13 protein-coding genes are annotated in these 15816 nt (G+C 72.4%); 8 read left to right on the top strand and 5 right to left on the bottom strand.

The window, feature by feature from the left end:
• Nucleotides 1-6: 6 nt before the first annotated feature.
• The gene (locus tag H7H31_RS04095; RefSeq protein ID WP_187064070.1) at nt 7-2511 is read left to right on the top strand and encodes a RelA/SpoT family protein; all 2505 of its coding nucleotides are present in this window, start codon (nt 7-9) and stop codon (nt 2509-2511) included.
• Nucleotides 2512-2578: 67 nt separating this feature from the next.
• Here H7H31_RS04095 and H7H31_RS04090 read toward each other — a convergent pair whose 3' ends face one another.
• Nucleotides 2579-3040: an ester cyclase gene (locus H7H31_RS04090; RefSeq protein WP_232109675.1), complete on the bottom strand. Its 462-nt coding sequence runs from the start codon at nt 3038-3040 to the stop codon at nt 2579-2581.
• Between the two features lie 82 nt (nt 3041-3122).
• Here H7H31_RS04090 and H7H31_RS04085 point away from each other — a divergent pair, with 82 nt between their 5' ends.
• Nucleotides 3123-3584: a MarR family winged helix-turn-helix transcriptional regulator gene (locus tag H7H31_RS04085; RefSeq protein WP_232109674.1), complete on the top strand. Its 462-nt coding sequence runs from the start codon at nt 3123-3125 to the stop codon at nt 3582-3584.
• Nucleotides 3585-4005: 421 nt separating this feature from the next.
• Here the strand turns inward: H7H31_RS04085 and H7H31_RS04080 are convergent, their stop codons facing one another.
• Nucleotides 4006-5235: a DUF349 domain-containing protein gene (locus tag H7H31_RS04080; protein WP_187064068.1), complete on the bottom strand. Its 1230-nt coding sequence runs from the start codon at nt 5233-5235 to the stop codon at nt 4006-4008.
• Between the two features lie 298 nt (nt 5236-5533).
• On the bottom strand, nt 5534-6361 hold the full coding sequence (locus H7H31_RS04075) for a peptidylprolyl isomerase (protein ID WP_187064067.1): 828 nt from the start codon (nt 6359-6361) through the stop codon (nt 5534-5536).
• 300 nt (nt 6362-6661) lie between these two features.
• Here H7H31_RS04075 and H7H31_RS04070 point away from each other — a divergent pair, with 300 nt between their 5' ends.
• From H7H31_RS04070 to H7H31_RS04055, 4 genes are all read left to right on the top strand, one after another.
• The gene (locus H7H31_RS04070) at nt 6662-7372 is read left to right on the top strand and encodes an MBL fold metallo-hydrolase (protein ID WP_176164994.1); all 711 of its coding nucleotides are present in this window, start codon (nt 6662-6664) and stop codon (nt 7370-7372) included.
• Nucleotides 7373-7383: 11 nt separating this feature from the next.
• Nucleotides 7384-8646, top strand: coding sequence for a histidine--tRNA ligase (gene hisS / locus H7H31_RS04065; RefSeq protein WP_187064075.1), 1263 nt, complete (start codon nt 7384-7386; stop codon nt 8644-8646).
• Between the two features lie 60 nt (nt 8647-8706).
• Nucleotides 8707-9360: a vitamin K epoxide reductase family protein gene (locus H7H31_RS04060; protein ID WP_187064066.1), complete on the top strand. Its 654-nt coding sequence runs from the start codon at nt 8707-8709 to the stop codon at nt 9358-9360.
• A gap of 109 nt (nt 9361-9469) precedes the next feature.
• Nucleotides 9470-10870: a replication-associated recombination protein A gene (locus H7H31_RS04055; protein ID WP_176164996.1), complete on the top strand. Its 1401-nt coding sequence runs from the start codon at nt 9470-9472 to the stop codon at nt 10868-10870.
• Between the two features lie 255 nt (nt 10871-11125).
• Here the strand turns inward: H7H31_RS04055 and H7H31_RS04050 are convergent, their stop codons facing one another.
• On the bottom strand, nt 11126-12088 hold the full coding sequence (locus tag H7H31_RS04050) for a DUF2470 domain-containing protein (RefSeq protein ID WP_222625432.1): 963 nt from the start codon (nt 12086-12088) through the stop codon (nt 11126-11128).
• Nucleotides 12089-12143: 55 nt separating this feature from the next.
• On the opposite strand from H7H31_RS04050, the gene rpsD reads away from it, so the two are divergent.
• A complete protein-coding gene (gene rpsD, locus H7H31_RS04045; protein WP_176164998.1) occupies nt 12144-12755 on the top strand; it encodes a 30S ribosomal protein S4 in 612 nt (203 codons plus the stop codon).
• Between the two features lie 70 nt (nt 12756-12825).
• Here the strand turns inward: rpsD and H7H31_RS04040 are convergent, their stop codons facing one another.
• A complete protein-coding gene (locus H7H31_RS04040) occupies nt 12826-15105 on the bottom strand; it encodes an ATP-binding protein (RefSeq protein ID WP_187064064.1) in 2280 nt (759 codons plus the stop codon).
• 249 nt (nt 15106-15354) lie between these two features.
• Here H7H31_RS04040 and H7H31_RS04035 point away from each other — a divergent pair, with 249 nt between their 5' ends.
• On the top strand, nt 15355-15813 hold the full coding sequence (locus tag H7H31_RS04035; RefSeq protein WP_232109673.1) for a DUF948 domain-containing protein: 459 nt from the start codon (nt 15355-15357) through the stop codon (nt 15811-15813).
• The last annotated feature ends 3 nt before the right edge of the window (nt 15814-15816 follow it).

Raw genomic sequence — 15816 nt, 5'->3', positions numbered from 1 at the left:
GTGCTCTTGCCAGACGAGGCCAAGCCGCTGACCGCCGCACACCCCGCCGAGCCGAACGCCGCGGGCGGCGGGGCGGCCGAAAACGCGCCCAAGAAGGGCGGCGGCGCGTCCAGCCCCGGGCCGAAGCCGGGGCCCAAGCCTCCGGCGGCGCTGCCCACCGGGGGGCCCAACACGAGCGTGCCGGCCCGTCCCCAGCCGCCCGGGCCCACGCCCCGGCAGGGCTCGTCGAACCGCGTGCGCGCCCGCCTGGCCCGGCTCGGCGTGCAGCGTTCCAGCCCGTACAACCCGGTCCTGGAACCTCTGCTGCGGATCGTGCGGAGCAACGACCCCAAGGCCGACACCTCCACGCTGCGCCAGATCGAGCGCGCGTACCAGGTCGCCGAGCGGTGGCACCGGGGTCAGAAGCGCAAGAGCGGCGACCCGTACATCACGCATCCGCTGGCCGTCACCACCATCCTCGCCGAGCTGGGCATGGACCCGGCGACGCTGATGGCCGGCCTGCTGCACGACACGGTCGAGGACACCGAGTACGGCCTGGACACCCTGCGCCGCGACTTCGGTGACCAGGTCGCGCTCCTGGTGGACGGCGTCACCAAGCTCGACAAGGTCAAGTTCGGCGAGGCGGCGCAGGCCGAGACCGTGCGCAAGATGGTCGTGGCCATGGCCAAGGACCCGCGGGTGCTGGTCATCAAGCTGGCCGACCGGCTGCACAACATGCGCACCATGCGCTACCTCAAGCGGGAGAAGCAGGAGAAGAAGGCCCGCGAGACGCTGGAGATCTACGCCCCGCTGGCGCACCGGCTGGGCATGAACACCATCAAGTGGGAGCTGGAGGACCTCGCCTTCGCGATCCTCTACCCCAAGATGTACGACGAGATCGTGCGCCTGGTGGCCGAGCGCGCCCCCAAGCGGGACGAGTACCTGGCCGTCGTCACCGACCAGGTCCAGGGCGACCTGCGGGCGGCCCGGATCAAGGCGACCGTCACCGGGCGACCCAAGCACTACTACTCGGTGTACCAGAAGATGATCGTCCGCGGCCGGGACTTCGCGGAGATCTACGACCTGGTGGGCATCCGGGTCCTGGTGGACACCGTCCGCGACTGCTACGCGGCGCTCGGCACCATCCACGCGCGGTGGAACCCGGTGCCCGGGCGGTTCAAGGACTACATCGCGATGCCCAAGTTCAACATGTACCAGTCGCTGCACACGACGGTCATCGGGCCCAGCGGCAAGCCGGTCGAGCTGCAGATCCGCACGTTCGACATGCACCGCCGCGCCGAGTACGGCATCGCCGCGCACTGGAAGTACAAGCAGGAGGCCGTCGCCGGCGCCTCGAAGGTGCGCACCGACGTGCCCAGGAGCAAGGGCGACCGGCAGGACACCGTCAACGACATGGCGTGGCTGCGGCAGCTCCTGGACTGGCAGAAGGAGACCGAGGACCCGGGCGAGTTCCTGGAGTCGCTGCGCTTCGACCTCTCCCGCAACGAGGTCTTCGTCTTCACGCCGAAGGGCGACGTCATAGCGCTGCCGGCGGGCGCGACGCCGGTGGACTTCGCGTACGCCGTGCACACCGAGGTCGGCCACCGCACCATAGGCGCCCGCGTCAACGGCCGCCTGGTGCCCCTTGAGTCGACGCTGGACAACGGTGACCTGGTGGAGGTCTTCACCTCCAAGGCCCCGGGCGCCGGCCCCTCGCGCGACTGGCTGGGCTTCGTCAAGTCGCCCCGGGCCCGTAACAAGATCCGTGGCTGGTTCTCCAAGGAGCGCCGGGACGAGGCCATCGAGCAGGGCAAGGACGCCATCGCCCGCGCGATGCGCAAGCAGAACCTGCCGATCCAGCGCATCCTGACCGGCGACTCGCTGGTCACCCTCGCGCACGAGATGCGCTACTCGGACATCTCCTCGCTGTACGCCGCCATCGGCGAGGGCCACGTCACCGCGCAGAACATCGTGCAGAAGCTGGTACAGGCGCTCGGCGGCGAGGACGCGGCGTCCGAGGACATAGCGGAGTCCACACCGCTGCGCTCCCGCACCAAGCGCCGCTCCAGTGCCGACCCGGGCGTGGTCGTCAAGGGCGTCGAGGACGTGTGGGTCAAGCTCGCCCGCTGCTGCACGCCGGTACCGGGCGACCCCATCATCGGCTTCGTGACCCGCGGCAGTGGCGTGTCCGTGCACCGGGCCGACTGCGTCAACGTGGACTCGCTGTCCCAGCAGCCGGAGCGCATGCTCGACGTGGAGTGGGCGCCCACCCAGTCGTCGGTCTTCCTGGTGGCCATCCAGGTCGAGGCGCTCGACCGGTCGCGGCTGTTGTCGGACGTGACCCGGGTCCTGTCCGACCAGCACGTCAACATCCTCTCCGCCGCCGTGCAGACCTCCCGCGACCGGGTGGCCACCTCGCGCTTCACCTTCGAGATGGGCGACCCCAAGCACCTGGGCCACGTGCTCAAGGCCGTCCGGGGCGTCGAGGGCGTCTACGACGTCTACCGGGTGACGTCGGCCCGCCGGCCCTGACCTCCCGTACGACCGGCACGCCGTGTGCCGCGAGCGCGGGAGCGCGAGGGCGGGTCTCCCGCGTGGGTCAGGGGCGGGCCGGGCCGTTCGGGCCGGAGACGGCGCCGAGCTGGGTCAGGCCGTCCAGGATGTCGGTGCAGGTCCAGTACTCGCACAGCCTGCCGTCGGCCGCGCGGAGCAGGTCGTGGCCGCTGAAGGCGATCTTCGTGCCGACGGGGGCGGTGGCGTGCGGGATGCCGCCGGTGTACGTGGCGCGCAGCGTCCAGCGGGCGGCGATCAGGTCGCCCTCGACGATCGGTCCGAGGTCGACGCTCAGGTCCACGTCGCCGAAGGCGGCCATGGTCTGCTCGATCTCGGGCAGCAGCCGCTCCGGGCCGGTGGTCGCCTCTGAGTCGCTGCCGTCGGGGCGTGCCTGGTGGACGACGAGGCCGGGGTCGAGGATGTCGGCGGCGTGGCTGAAGTCGCCGCGCCACAACTGGCTCCAGCGGTCGTAGAGGGCGCGGAGTTGCTCGGGGGAGTGCGTGGACACGGGTTCTCCTGGGAGGCGTGGTAGAAAGTTCTGCATCACACATCATCTGCGTGACGCAGATATAAGCCCCACGGAGGTCTGTGTGTCAACCCGCGCGGAGGCGCTCGCGGCGGTCACCGCCGCCGCCCGGCGGCACCACGCCGCCTACACCCTGTTCAACCAGGCCATGGCCGAGCGGCTCGGCCTGCACCCCACGGATCTGCAGTGCGTGAGCCTGCTCGGCCTGGAGCCCCGGCCGCGCACCATCGGCGAGATCGCGAAGCTGACCGGGTTGACCTCCGGCTCGGCCACCCGCCTGGTGGACCGGCTGGAGCGGGCCGGCCTCGTCGCGCGCCAACCCGACCCGGACGACCGGCGCAAGATGCTGGTCACGCTCACCGTCCACCGCGCCCCGGACGTCGAGGCCGCCTGGGCGGAGCCCGGCAGGGCCTTCGACCGAGCCCTGGACGACTTCACCGACCCGGAACTCGCGGTGATCGAGCGGTACCTGCGCCGTATCACCGAGGTCGGTAGCGAACAGACCGAACGCATCCAACGAGGCTGATCCCGGCGCCTGTTGAGAACCTCGGGCGAGCGCGGGCGTACGCGTGGCGCGAAGGCCATGGCGTGCGGGCCGGCGCTGGCCCATCGCCGTAACCGGCGTGCCCGTAGGACCGCGTCAGCGCGTGGCGGCGTGCGCGTCAGGGCCGTGACAGGGGGTGTCAGGCCCGGTGGCGAGCACATCGACTACCCGCCGCCGGGCCCTCGCGGACCCGGGGCGCCCGCCGGCCCATCGCACGCCGAGCCGTCCGCGCGGACGCGCGTGCCCGGGTACGGGCCGCACCCCGCCGGCCCGCCCGGGCCGTGGCACGCGCGACGGCCGCGCGCTACCAGCGCCCGCACGCACTGAGGGTCCCGGCACGCCATCGCGTACCGGGACCCTCGTCGTGCCCGCCCTCTGGTGCCCGCGGGGGCGGGCGGCAGCGTCAGCCGCCGAACTCCTGGAGCCCCTTCAGGGCCTGGTCAAGGAGGGCCTGGCGACCCTCAAGCTCCTTGGCGAGCTTGTCCGCCTTGGCGTTGTTGCCCGCCGCCCTGGCCTTGTCCACCTGCTCCTGGAGCTTGTCCACGGCCGCCTGGAGCTGGCCGGTCAGTCCAGCGGCGCGGGCCCGGGCCTCCGGGTTGGTGCGCCGCCACTCCGACTCCTCGCTCTCCTGGATGGCCCGCTCGACCGCGTGCATCCGGCCCTCGATCTTCGGCCGGGCGTCGCGCGGCACGTGGCCGATGGCCTCCCAGCGCTCGTTGATCGACCGGAACGCGGCCCGCGCCGCCTTCAGGTCCGTGACCGGCAGCAGCTTCTCCGCCTCGATGACGAGCTCTTCCTTGCGCGTCAGGTTCTCCCGCTGCTCGGCGTCGCGCTCCGCGAACACCTCGCCACGGGCCTGGAAGAAGACGTCCTGCGCGCCCCGGAAACGGTTCCACAGATCGTCCTCGGCCTCGCGCTGCGCGCGCCCGGCCGCCTTCCAGTCCGTCATCAGCTCGCGGTACCGGGCGGCGGTGGGGCCCCAGTCCGTGGACTTCGACAGCGCCTCCGCCTCCGCGACCAGCTTCTCCTTGGCCTTGCGGGCCTCCTCGCGCTGGGCGTCCAGCGAGGCGAAGTGGGCCTTGCGGCGCTTGGAGAACGCCGAGCGGGCGTGCGAGAAGCGGTGCCACAACTCGTCGTCCGTCTTACGGTCCAGACGCGGCAGCCCCTTCCAGGTGTCCACCAGGGCCCGCAACCGCTCGCCCGCCGCCCGCCACTGCTCGCTGGCGGCCAACTCCTCGGCCTCGGTGACCAGCGCCTCCTTGGCCTTGCGCGCCTCGTCGGACTGCTTGGCCTTGGCGGCCTTGCGCTCCTCGCGGCGCGCCTCGACCGTCTGCACCAGCTTGTCGAGCCGCTGCCGCAACGCGTCCAGGTCGCCGACGGCGTGGTGCTCGTCCACCTGCTGGCGCAGGTGGTCGATGGCGGCGGTCGCGTCCTTCGCCGATAGGTCGGTGGTCTTCACCCGACGTTCGAGGAGGCCGATCTCGACAACCAGGCCCTCGTACTTGCGCTCGAAGTAGGACAGGGCTTCCTCGGGGGAGCCCGCCTGCCAGGAACCGACGACCCGCTCACCATCGGCCGTACGCACGTACACGGTCCCCGTCTCGTCGACGCGGCCCCATGGGTCGCTGCTCACAGCGCCTCCTCCACATGATGCCGGCGCGGGCGCGCGGCCCGCGGGCATCGTCCACGGTTTACTCCCGGCCTGGCAGCGCCGGGCCGGTCCGACGAGCTGCTGGGGTACCGATTCGGCAGGGCGGCAGCCGTCGGAGCAGGCACCCTACACAACGCAAACATAGGCGACCGGTGGCCCGGCTGTCCGTATCCAGCGCGACCGAAATTTCGCAGTACGCGCGTCAGTGCGCTCCCGCGCGGGAGCGCGCGGGCATGCGGACGGAGCGCCGCGCGGGCGGCGCCGGCGCCCGGCACCGACGTCAAGAACGCTTGACGGTCGCCTTGTTGATCACCACGGTGGCGATCGGCGCGGTGTTCCCCGTCTGTGGGTCGGGGGCCGTCGCGCCGGCCTTGGTGATCTTCTTCAGCACGTCCTCGCCGCCCTTGAGCGTGCCGAACGGCGTGTAGTACGGAGGCAGCTCGCTGTCCTGGTACACGATGAAGAACTGGCTGCCGCCGCTGTCCTCGTTCTTGCTCTCACCCTTGGGCGGCTGCGGGTTGTAGCGGTTGGCCATGGCGATCGTGCCCGCCGGGTAGACGTTCCCCTTGAGCTTCGGGTCCTTCAGGTTCTCGTCCGGGATCGTGTAGCCGGGCGTGCCGGTGCCGTCGCCCTTGGGGTCGCCGCACTGCAACACGTAGATGCCCTGGTCGGTCAGGCGGTGGCACTTGGTGTGGTCGAAGTACCCTTTGCCGGCAAGGAAGTTGAAGGAGTTCACCGTGTGCGGGGCGTTCTTCGCGTCCAGCCCGATGGTGATGTCGCCGCAGGTGGTCGCCAGCTCCATCGTGTAGTCGGCCGACTTGTCGATGGTGAGCTTCGGCTCCTTCTTCCAGGTCTGCCCCGACGGGGTGCCCGGGGCGGGCCTGGCGCACGGGTCGGCGACGGTGTCCTTCTTGTCCTTGCCGTTGTCGTCCGAGTCGAAGAGGCCCACCGCCGCCACCACGAGCCCGGCGACCAGCGCCAGGACGATGCCGCCCGCGATCGCGGCGTTGCGCTTCTGCGTCTTCGACCGGGCGGCGGCCTTGCGCTGCTGCTGACGCTCCAGCTTCTCGCGGGCGAGCTGTCGTCGCCGCTGCTCCTGACTGACCACCGGGTCTACTCCTCCAACTGTCACGCCGCGCCATTGCCGCGCGGCGTCTGCCGTGTGTGCGTCCCCCGGCGCGGCTTCCCGGCGCTGGCCGGTGCCGTGCTCGCGGGTCCGTGACGGTCCTCCGTCCGCCCCGCCCGCCGGTAGCGCGGGCCGCCCGCTGGCGGCCGTCCGCCGGCGCATGGCCGTACCGTATAGCGGTTCGCTGTGGCCCGTGCGCCGCAGGTAGGCTCTTCGCACGCCGACTTTCCGCCCCGGCGTCACGGCCACCGCGCCGACCGCCGGACCACCTGAAGGACGATCGTGCTCATTGCTGGGTTCCCTGCCGGGGCCTGGGGGACCAACTGCTACCTGGTCGCCCCCGCCGCCGGCGAGGAGTGCGTGATCATCGACCCGGGCCACCAGGCCGCCGAGGGCGTCGCGGAGACCATCGCCAAGCATCGGCTCAAGCCCGTGGCCGTCATCCTCACCCACGGCCACATCGACCACGTGGCCTCGGTGGTCCCGGTGTGCGGGGCGCACGACGTACCGGCCTGGATCCACCCGGCCGACCGCTACATGATGAGCGACCCGGAGAAGGCGCTCGGCCGCTCCATCGGGATGCCGCTGATGGGGGAGCTGACCGTCGGCGAGCCCGACGACGTCAAGGAGCTCTCCGACGGCGCGGCCCTGAACCTGGCCGGTCTCGAGCTGTCCGTCGCGCACGCGCCCGGCCATACCAAGGGGTCGGTGACCTTCCGGTTGCCCGAGAGCGCCGACATCCCGTCGGTGTTCTTCTCGGGCGACCTGCTCTTCGCCGGCTCCATCGGACGCACCGACCTGCCCGGCGGTGACCACGCCGAGATCCTCCAGTCGCTGGCCCGCGTGTGCCTGCCGCTCGACGACTCGACCGTGGTGCTGTCCGGTCACGGTCCCCAGACCAGCATCGGCCAGGAGCGCGCCACCAACCCGTACCTGCGGCAGGTGGCCGCCGGCCTCGGAGGCGGCCCGGCCGCCCCGCGACGAGGAATGTGACGACCTACCCCGTGAACGCCTTCACCGCCCCCAAGGGCACGTACGACCTGACCCCGCCGGACTCCGCGACCTTCCTCGCGGTCCGCGAGGCGCTCGCCGCCCCGCTGCGCCGCTCCGGGTACGGCTACATCGAGACCCCCGGCTTCGAGCACGTCGAACTCTTCTCGCGCGGCGTCGGTGAGTCCACCGACATCGTGACCAAGGAGATGTACACCCTCACCACCAAGGGCGGCACCGAACTCGCGCTGCGCCCCGAGGGGACCGCCTCCGTGCTGCGCGCCGCCCTGGAGCGCAACCTGCACAAGGCCGGCAACCTGCCGGTCAAGCTCTGGTACTCGGGCTCGTACTACCGCTACGAGCGCCCCCAGGCGGGCCGCTACCGGCACTTCTCGCAGGTCGGCGCCGAGGCGATCGGCGCCGAGGACCCGGCCCTGGACGCCGAGTTGATCATCCTGGCCGTGGACGCCTACCGCTCGCTGGGGCTGCGCGACTTCCGCCTCCTGCTGAACTCGCTGGGCGACAAGGAGTGCCGGCCGGCCTACCGCGAGGCGCTGCAGGGCTTCCTGCGCGGGCTCGACCTCGACGAGGAGACCCGGCGGCGGATCGAGATCAACCCGCTGCGGGTGCTCGACGACAAGCGCGAGGCCGTGCGCAAGCAACTCGTCGGCGCCCCCGCGCTGCGCGACCACCTGTGCGAGGCGTGCAAGGTCTACCACGAGCGCGTACGCCAGTTGTTGACGGCCGCGGGCGTCGTCTTCGAGGACGACGAGAAGCTGGTGCGCGGGCTCGACTACTACACGCGTACCACGTTCGAGTTCATTCACGACGGGCTCGGTTCGCAGTCCGCGGTGGGCGGCGGCGGGCGTTACGACGGCCTGTCCGAGATGATCGGCGGCCCGGCCCTGCCGTCGGTCGGCTGGGCGCTCGGCGTGGACCGCACGGTGCTCGCGCTGCGCGCCGAGGGCGTGGAACTGGAGCTGCCGGCGGCCACCGAGGTGTACGCGGTGCCGCTCGGCGATGCGGCCAGGGACGTGCTCTTCGACCTGGTCACAGCCCTGCGCCGGGCCGGCGTCGCCGCCGACTTCGCCTTCGGCGGCAAGGGTCTGAAGAACGCCATGAAGTCCGCGAACCGCTCCGGCGCCAGGTTCGCCCTGGTCGCGGGGGAGCGCGACCTTGCCGAGGGCGTCGTTCAGCTGAAGGATCTGGAGAGCGGGGACCAGACACCTGTCGCCCTGGACGCCGTCGTGGAGGAACTGCGCGCACGGCGCGGTTGATTCACAGGTGCCTGGTGCACAATGACCGGGCTATGACCGACTGACGAGACGAATGGCGCTATGACGACTTCGGCACTTCACCGTTCTGACACGGACGGGGACGCGGAGAAGACCACCCCCGGCGGCGCCGTCGGCGGCGGCCGGGTCTTCGCCTGGTTGCTCATCCTCTCCGGCGCCGCGGGCCTGCTGGCCGCCTGGATCATCACCCTCGACAAGAACCACATCCTGGAGGCGAAGGCCGAGGGGAAGACCTACACCCCCGGCTGCAGCATCAACCCGATCGTCTCCTGCGGCAGCATCATGGAGAGCGACCAGGCCGAGGCGTTCGGCTTCCCGAACCCCATGCTCGGCCTGATCGCCTACGGCATCGTCATCGCCGTGGGCGTGGGCGTGCTCGTCGGCGCGCGCTTCCCGCGCTGGTACTGGCTGACCCTGAACGCCGGCTGCCTGTTCGGCGTCGGCTTCTGCACCTGGCTCCAGTACCAGTCGCTGTACGAGATCGGCGCGCTGTGCCTGTGGTGCTGCCTGGCCTGGGCCGCCACCATCCTGATGTTCTCCTACGTGACGTGGTTCAACGTCAAGCACCGCTTCCTGCCGGCGCCCGAGGGACTGCGCCGCGGGTTCCTGGAGTTCCACTGGGTGCTGCCGGTGCTGTGGATGGGCGTCATCGCGATGTTGATCCTCACCAAGTGGAAGAGCCAGCTCTGGGCCTGACCGAAGACGCCGGGCCGGCCGGGCCCACCCTGGGTGCGAACCCCGGGTGGGCCCGGCTTCCCGTTGGTCGCCCCGGCCCGTTGTCGGTGCGGTGACATAGGCTTCCCACGTGGAGCCAGACCTGTTCACCGCCGCCGCCGAGGAGCGCCAGGAGAAGGACCCGGCCGCCAGCCCGCTGGCCGTCCGGATGCGTCCGCGCACGCTCGATGAAGTCGTGGGGCAGCAGCACGTGCTGCGTCCCGGTTCGCCGCTGCGCCGGCTGGTGGGGGAGGGGAGCGGCGGCCCGGCCGGGTCCTCGTCGGTCATCCTGTGGGGCCCGCCGGGCACCGGGAAGACGACGCTGGCCTACGTCGTCAGCCAGGCCACCAAGAAGCGCTTCGTGGAGCTGTCGGCGATCACCGCCGGCGTCAAGGAGGTGCGGGCCGTCATCGACGGCGCGCGCCGCAGCTCGGGCGGGTACGGCCGGGAGACCGTGCTCTTCCTGGACGAGATCCACCGCTTCAGCAAGGCCCAGCAGGACTCGCTGCTGCCCGCCGTGGAGAACCGCTGGGTCACCCTCATCGCGGCCACCACGGAGAACCCGTACTTCTCGGTCATCTCCCCGCTGCTCTCCCGCTCGCTGCTGCTCACGCTGGAGCCGCTGACCGACGACGACCTGCGGTCTCTGCTGCGTCGCGCGCTGGCCGCCGAGCGCGGTCTCGGCGGTGTGGTGGAGCTGCCCGAGGACGCGGAGGCACACCTGCTGCGGATCGCCGGTGGCGACGCCCGACGGGCGCTGACGGCACTGGAGGCGGGCGCGGGCTCGGCGATAGCCAAGGGCGAGCCGCAGATCACGCTGGCCACGCTGGAGGAGGCGGTCGACCGGGCGGCCGTGAAGTACGACCGGAGCGGCGACCAGCACTACGACGTGGCGAGCGCGCTCATCAAGTCCATCCGCGGCTCGGACGTGGACGCGGCCCTGCACTACCTCGCCCGCATGATCGAGGCGGGCGAGGACCCCCGGTTCATCGCCAGGCGGCTGATGATCTCGGCGAGCGAGGACATCGGCATGGCCGACCCGACGGCGCTCCAGACGGCGGTGGCCGCGGCCCAGGCGGTGGCCCTGATCGGCTACCCCGAGGCCCGGATAGCGCTCGGGCAGGCCACGGTGGCGCTCGCGCTCGCGCCCAAGTCCAACGCCGCGTACCTGGCCATCGACGCGGCCCTGGCCGACGTGCGCGCCGGCCTCGCCGGCCCCGTCCCGCCACACCTGCGCGACGGGCACTACAAGGGCGCCCAGAAGCTCGGCCACGCGCAGGGCTACCTCTACCCGCACGACCTGCCGGGCGGCATCGCCGCGCAGCAGTACGCGCCGGACGCGGTGCACGGCAAGCGGTACTACGAGCCGACGCGGTACGGGGCGGAGGCGCGCTACGCCGACGTCGTGGAGCGGGTCAGGGCCCGGCTGCGCGGCGACCCGCCGCCCCCGCCCGCGCGCGGCGAGCAGCCGGAGACCAAGGCCGCCGAGTAACCCGACCCGCGCGGGAGCCAGGCCGCCCCGGCGGGCGCGATCGGCGCCCGGGGTCACGCGGCGCGGCTTGGCCGGCCAGCCGGCGCGGCCGGTTCGCCGCACCGTCGTCACGCGCCCGACTCCCGCCAGGTGTGCGGGAGTTGGGGAGGGGCGCACCGGTCGGGTGTGCCCGGGACGCCGAGATGGTCGGAGGGGGTACGGGGTGAGCGGGCGCGGAGGGGCACGCGGGTGTGGGTGCTCGGGCGCGGTGGTCGGCTACTCGGCCGCGGCCTCGAAGAGGGTGTGTATGGCGCGCCGTAGCTCCGTCACGTCGCGCACCGGCTCCGGGAAGTCGAAGCGGGCGTCGAAGGAGCGGCTGGTGGAGTCGGTGAAGCGGACCCGCAGGCCGAAGCGGCTGAGGGAGACGGGCACCGCCCGCACGGCGCGTCCGGCCGACACGCGCGCCTCCCCCTGCTGCGGTGCGCCAGGTTCCCGCGCCGCTCCGCAGTGGGCGCGCTCCCCGATGAGCGCGCAGAGCATCTGGACCTGCTCGCTGTGCGCGGAGTGCAGGTGCTGGAGGAGGTCGGCCTCGTGGGCCACCAGCGGGTCGGGTGCCGCGGCGGCGAAGGCGTCCGGCTCGACGCCCTCGGCGCCCCACAGGTCGTCCACGCACGCCTCGCCGACCTCAAGGCGCAGCAGTACCCAGGCGGGACGCCCGCCGGGTCGGCTCGCGGTGGGCGGCTGCAGCGCGTCGTCCATGCCGAGGATCTCGCCCACCGGGTGGCGCTCGGCGAGCAGCATGGCGCAGGCGGCCCGCTCCTCGTTGCGTACCGGGGTGAGCCAGCCGGCGACCCAGGCGCGCCCGCGCACGCGATACGGCACCGAAACGGGTGCGACGTCCGTGATCTCCATCACGCACGTGAGGTCGTCATCCTGGGCGTACGCTGCGGCTCTGGCCGCCGGAGAGTCGCCGGGGACCAGCAGTAGCACGTCTCCGTCGGGCATGACGGTGCGGGCCGTCGGGATGCCCGCGGCGAAGTCCTCCGGCTCCTCGATTCCAGGAATCGCGAGAGAAGCCGTAGCCTTGGACTCCACGAGGGTTCGTACGCGCTCGGCGGCAGTGGGCTGCCGGGCGTCTTCCGCGGGGCGCGGCTGACCCACCTCAGTGCCTTCAGGCCCGGAGTCGTCTGACTCCCTGCCCTGGGCGGTGCTTGATGTGGGGCTCCCAGGTCGAAACATGCGTTCTCCTCGGCTAAGGTAAGCCTAACCTAACTTACACGGAGGTTCGTTCCACGTGAACCAGTCGCGCCCCAAGGTCAAGAAGTCGCGTGCGCTCGGCATCGCACTGACTCCCAAGGCCGTCAAGTACTTCGAGGCTCGCCCCTACCCGCCGGGTGAGCACGGCCGTGGCCGCAAGCAGAACAGCGACTACAAGGTCCGACTCCTTGAGAAGCAGCGTCTGCGCGCTCAGTACGACATCAGCGAGCGCCAGATGGCCCGTGCCTACGACCGCGCTCGGAAGGTCGACGGCAAGACGGGCGAGGCCCTGATCATCGAGCTTGAGCGCCGCCTGGACGCGCTCGTCCTTCGGTCGGGCATCGCCCGGACCATCTACCAGTCGCGCCAGATGGTCGTGCACGGTCACATCGAGGTCAACGGCCGCAAGGTCGACAAGCCGTCCTTCCGCGTCCGCCCGGGCGACGTCGTGATGGTCCGCGAGCGCAGCCGCGAGAAGCACCCCTTCCAGGTCGCTCGCGAGGGTGGCTACGACACCGACGGTGAGACGCCGCGCTACCTCGAGGTCAACCTCAAGGCGCTCGCGTTCCGCCTCGACCGGGACCCGAACCGCAAGGAGATCCCGGTGATCTGCGACGAGCAGCTCGTCGTCGAGTACTACGCCCGCTAAGCACAGCTCAGCAGGTAGGCCCCGCCCGCGAGGGCGGGGCCTTTCGCGTGCCAGGCCGGGCGAGCCGGACCTAGCCCCCGGGCTCCTCGTCCGCCTCGGCCGGCGGGGGGCCGGCCGGCTGCTTGCGGCGCAGCGCGGCTGCCGCGCCCGCGGCCCACTCCTCGGCCGCCCGGCCCTCGCTGGCCCGGTCCTCCTCGGGCCAGGGCCGCCCGGCCACCCCGCCCGCCTGCCCGACCAGACTGGCCGGGCGCCCGCGGCCCCGTTCCAGGACCTGGGCCACCGCCGTGTCCAGGCCCCCGCGCCGCCCGTCGCGCCGCGCCGCCTCGTACCCCGCGTCGCCGAGCAGGCCCCTGGCCCGCGCGGCGCAGCGCTCGTGCCGCTGGCGCAGCAGCGGGGAGCGCAGCGGCTCGCCGGCCAGGTCGCGCCAGCCGGTGAGGGCGGCGCCCTGCAACTCGGCCGCCCACTCCGGCGCGTCGAGCACCACCAGCGGCGCCAGCCGCTCCAGGGCCAGCGTCATGCCCAGCAGATCGCCGAACTCCCGCTTGATTTCCAGGCAGGCCACCAGGAGTTCGCGGGCCTGCTCGTCCTCGCCCCGCTCGGCCCGCGCGCAGGCCAGCGCGTACAGGGCGTACGAGCGCACCCACCGCTCCCCGCTGTCGGTCGCCACCTGGCGGGCGTCCTCGGCCAGCGCCAGGGCCGCCTCCGCGTCGCCGATCAGCGCCAGCGCCAGCGCGAGCTGCACCTGGGCGAGGAGCACCAGGGCGTTCAACTCGCCCCGGGCGCGATAGCGCTCAAGGCACTCGCGTAACAGGGCCACCGCGCCCGGCAGGTCGTCGTTGGCGAGCGCGGTCGCGCCCAGCATCTGGGTGGCCAGCGCCGCCGCGCTCTCGTCGCCGCACCGGTCGGCCAGCTCGCGGCACTCGTGCAGCGCGGTCAGCGCGGCCACCGCGTCCCCGCGCGCCGCCGCCGTCAGGCCCACCGCCCACAGCGCCTTCGCGCGCGGCTCCGGTTGGTCGCCCCCGAGTTCCAGCGCGCGCTCCAGCCAGCGCTGGCCCTCGGCGAGCCGCCCGCAGCCGACCCAGTAGAACCACAGGGTGCCGGTCAGGTACTGGCCGATGTGCGCGTCCTCGGGGCTCTCCAGGCTGTACTCGAGCGCGAGCCGCAGGTTCGGCAGCTCCGCCTCCACGCGCTGGGCCACCTCGATCTGGCGCAGGCTGAACCAGTCCAGCTCACACCAGGTGGCGAGCCCCAGGTACCAGTCGCGGTGCCGCTTGCGCAGCCGCTCCGTCTCGCCCAGCTCGGCCAGCCACCGGGCGCCGTAGGCGCGCACCGGGCGCAGCAGCCGGTAGCGGGCCTGGCCGGCGCCCTCGGGCGGGTCGTCCCGGACCACGACGGACTGCGCGACCAGGCCCGACAGGGCCGGCAGCACCTCGTCGGCCGGCAGGTCCGGGCCGGAGCACACGTACTCGACGGCGTCCAGGTCGAAGCCGCCGTCGAAGACCGACAGCCGCGACCACAGCAACCGCTCGCCGGCCGTGCACAGCTCGTGGCTCCAGCCGATCGCGGTGGACAGCGAACGGTGCCGGTCGGGGATGCTGTGGCCGTCGCTGGTCAGCAGCCGGAGCGGGTCATCGAGCCGGAGCAGGAGCTGTTCCAGGGACAGGGTGCGCAACTGCGCCGCCGCCAGCTCGATGGCCAGCGGCACGCCGTCCAGACGCCGACACACCTCGCTCACCGCCTCGCGGCCGGCCGCCGCGGTGAAGGCGGGCAGCAGCGCCGAGGCCCGGTCGGCGAAGAGTTCGACGGCGTCGGGCCACACCGGCAGCGGGCGCAACGGCAGCAGCCGCTCGCCGGTGATCCCGAGCGGGCGCCGGCTGGCGACGAGCACCCGCAGCCCCGGCACCCTTCGCAACAGCTCGGCCACCAGCGCGGCACACGGCTCGCTCAGGTGCTCGCAGCCGTCGAGCACCAACAGCGTCTCGCCCTGCGCGAGGCGCCGCACCAGCACCTCGCGCGGACTCCGCCCGCTGGACACGGTCAGCCCGAGCGCGCCCAGCACCGCCTCGTCGGGGCGGGTGTCGGCGGGGAGTTCGGCCAGGCTGACCAGCCACATGCCGTCGCAGAAGCGATTCCGCATCCGCCTGGCCGCCCGCAGCGCCAGCCGGGACTTGCCGATTCCGGCGACGCCCGTGATCGTCACCAGGCGGGTTCGGGCGAGGAGTCGCTTGATCTGAGCCAGTTCCGCGGACCGTCCGACGAACCGGCTGACTTCGGCGGGGAGGGCGCCCGCTCTGCTGGGTTGGGCGGAGGGGCTGGGCTTCGCTGATCCGGGGCGCGGAACATGTCGCATAAAACACGGAGCGTACTCAACGGTATGCGGGCCGTACAATCCCCGTCCGTGCCACCCGGCCGGGGCGCGCGCCCCCGTCGGAAGCGGCCTGTGGCGAGCGACAATGCGGTACGGCCGACGAGCCGCGGCGCGATAGGCTCGGTGTCTGCCGCCCGCGCCCGCGATGTCTGACCGCCCGCAAGCGGCGGCGGGACGTGCTGAACGAGCACAGCCCATGACGAGTCAACGATCAGCAGGGAGCGGTGCGACGTGTCCGGTGGTGAAGTGGCCGGGATCCTCGTGGCCGTCTTCTGGGCGATCCTGGTGTCGTTCCTCGCCCTCGCGCTGGTGAGGCTCGCGCAGGCGCTCAGGGCGACCACCAAGCTGGTGGCGGACGTGACCGACCAGGCCGTGCCGCTGCTGAGCGAGGCGTCGGCCACGGTGCGCAACGCCAACACGCAGCTCGCGCGCGTCGACTCGATCGCGGCCGACGTCCAGGAGGTCACCTCCAACGCGTCCGCGCTCTCCTCCACCGTCTCGTCGGCCTTCGGCGGACCGTTGGTGAAGGTGGCCGCGTTCGGGTACGGGGTACGTCGGGCCATCGGCCGCAAGGGCGAGGCTCCGGAGCGTACGACCGTCGTCGTCGGCAAGACCGTGCCGTCCGCACGGCGCGGTGGCCGCCGCAGCCGGAGCACCAGCCGGAGCAATGACCGGAGCAAGAAGGACTGATCG

The organism is Streptomyces buecherae, assembly GCF_014295035.1.
Taxonomy (GTDB): domain Bacteria; phylum Actinomycetota; class Actinomycetes; order Streptomycetales; family Streptomycetaceae; genus Streptomyces; species Streptomyces youssoufiensis.
The sequence above is the reverse complement of the archived record's forward strand: the minus strand, read 5'-3'. Positions and strand labels throughout refer to the sequence as shown.

Bases quoted from the DNA above. Each gene is read 5' to 3' on its own strand.
- H7H31_RS04060 (WP_187064066.1), top strand. From the start codon at position 8,707: ATGACGACTTCGGCACTTCACCGTTCTGACACGGACGGGGACGCGGAG.
- H7H31_RS04050 (WP_222625432.1), bottom strand. From the start codon at position 12,088: ATGTTTCGACCTGGGAGCCCCACATCAAGCACCGCCCAGGGCAGGGAG.
- H7H31_RS04040 (WP_187064064.1), bottom strand. From the start codon at position 15,105: ATGCGACATGTTCCGCGCCCCGGATCAGCGAAGCCCAGCCCCTCCGCC.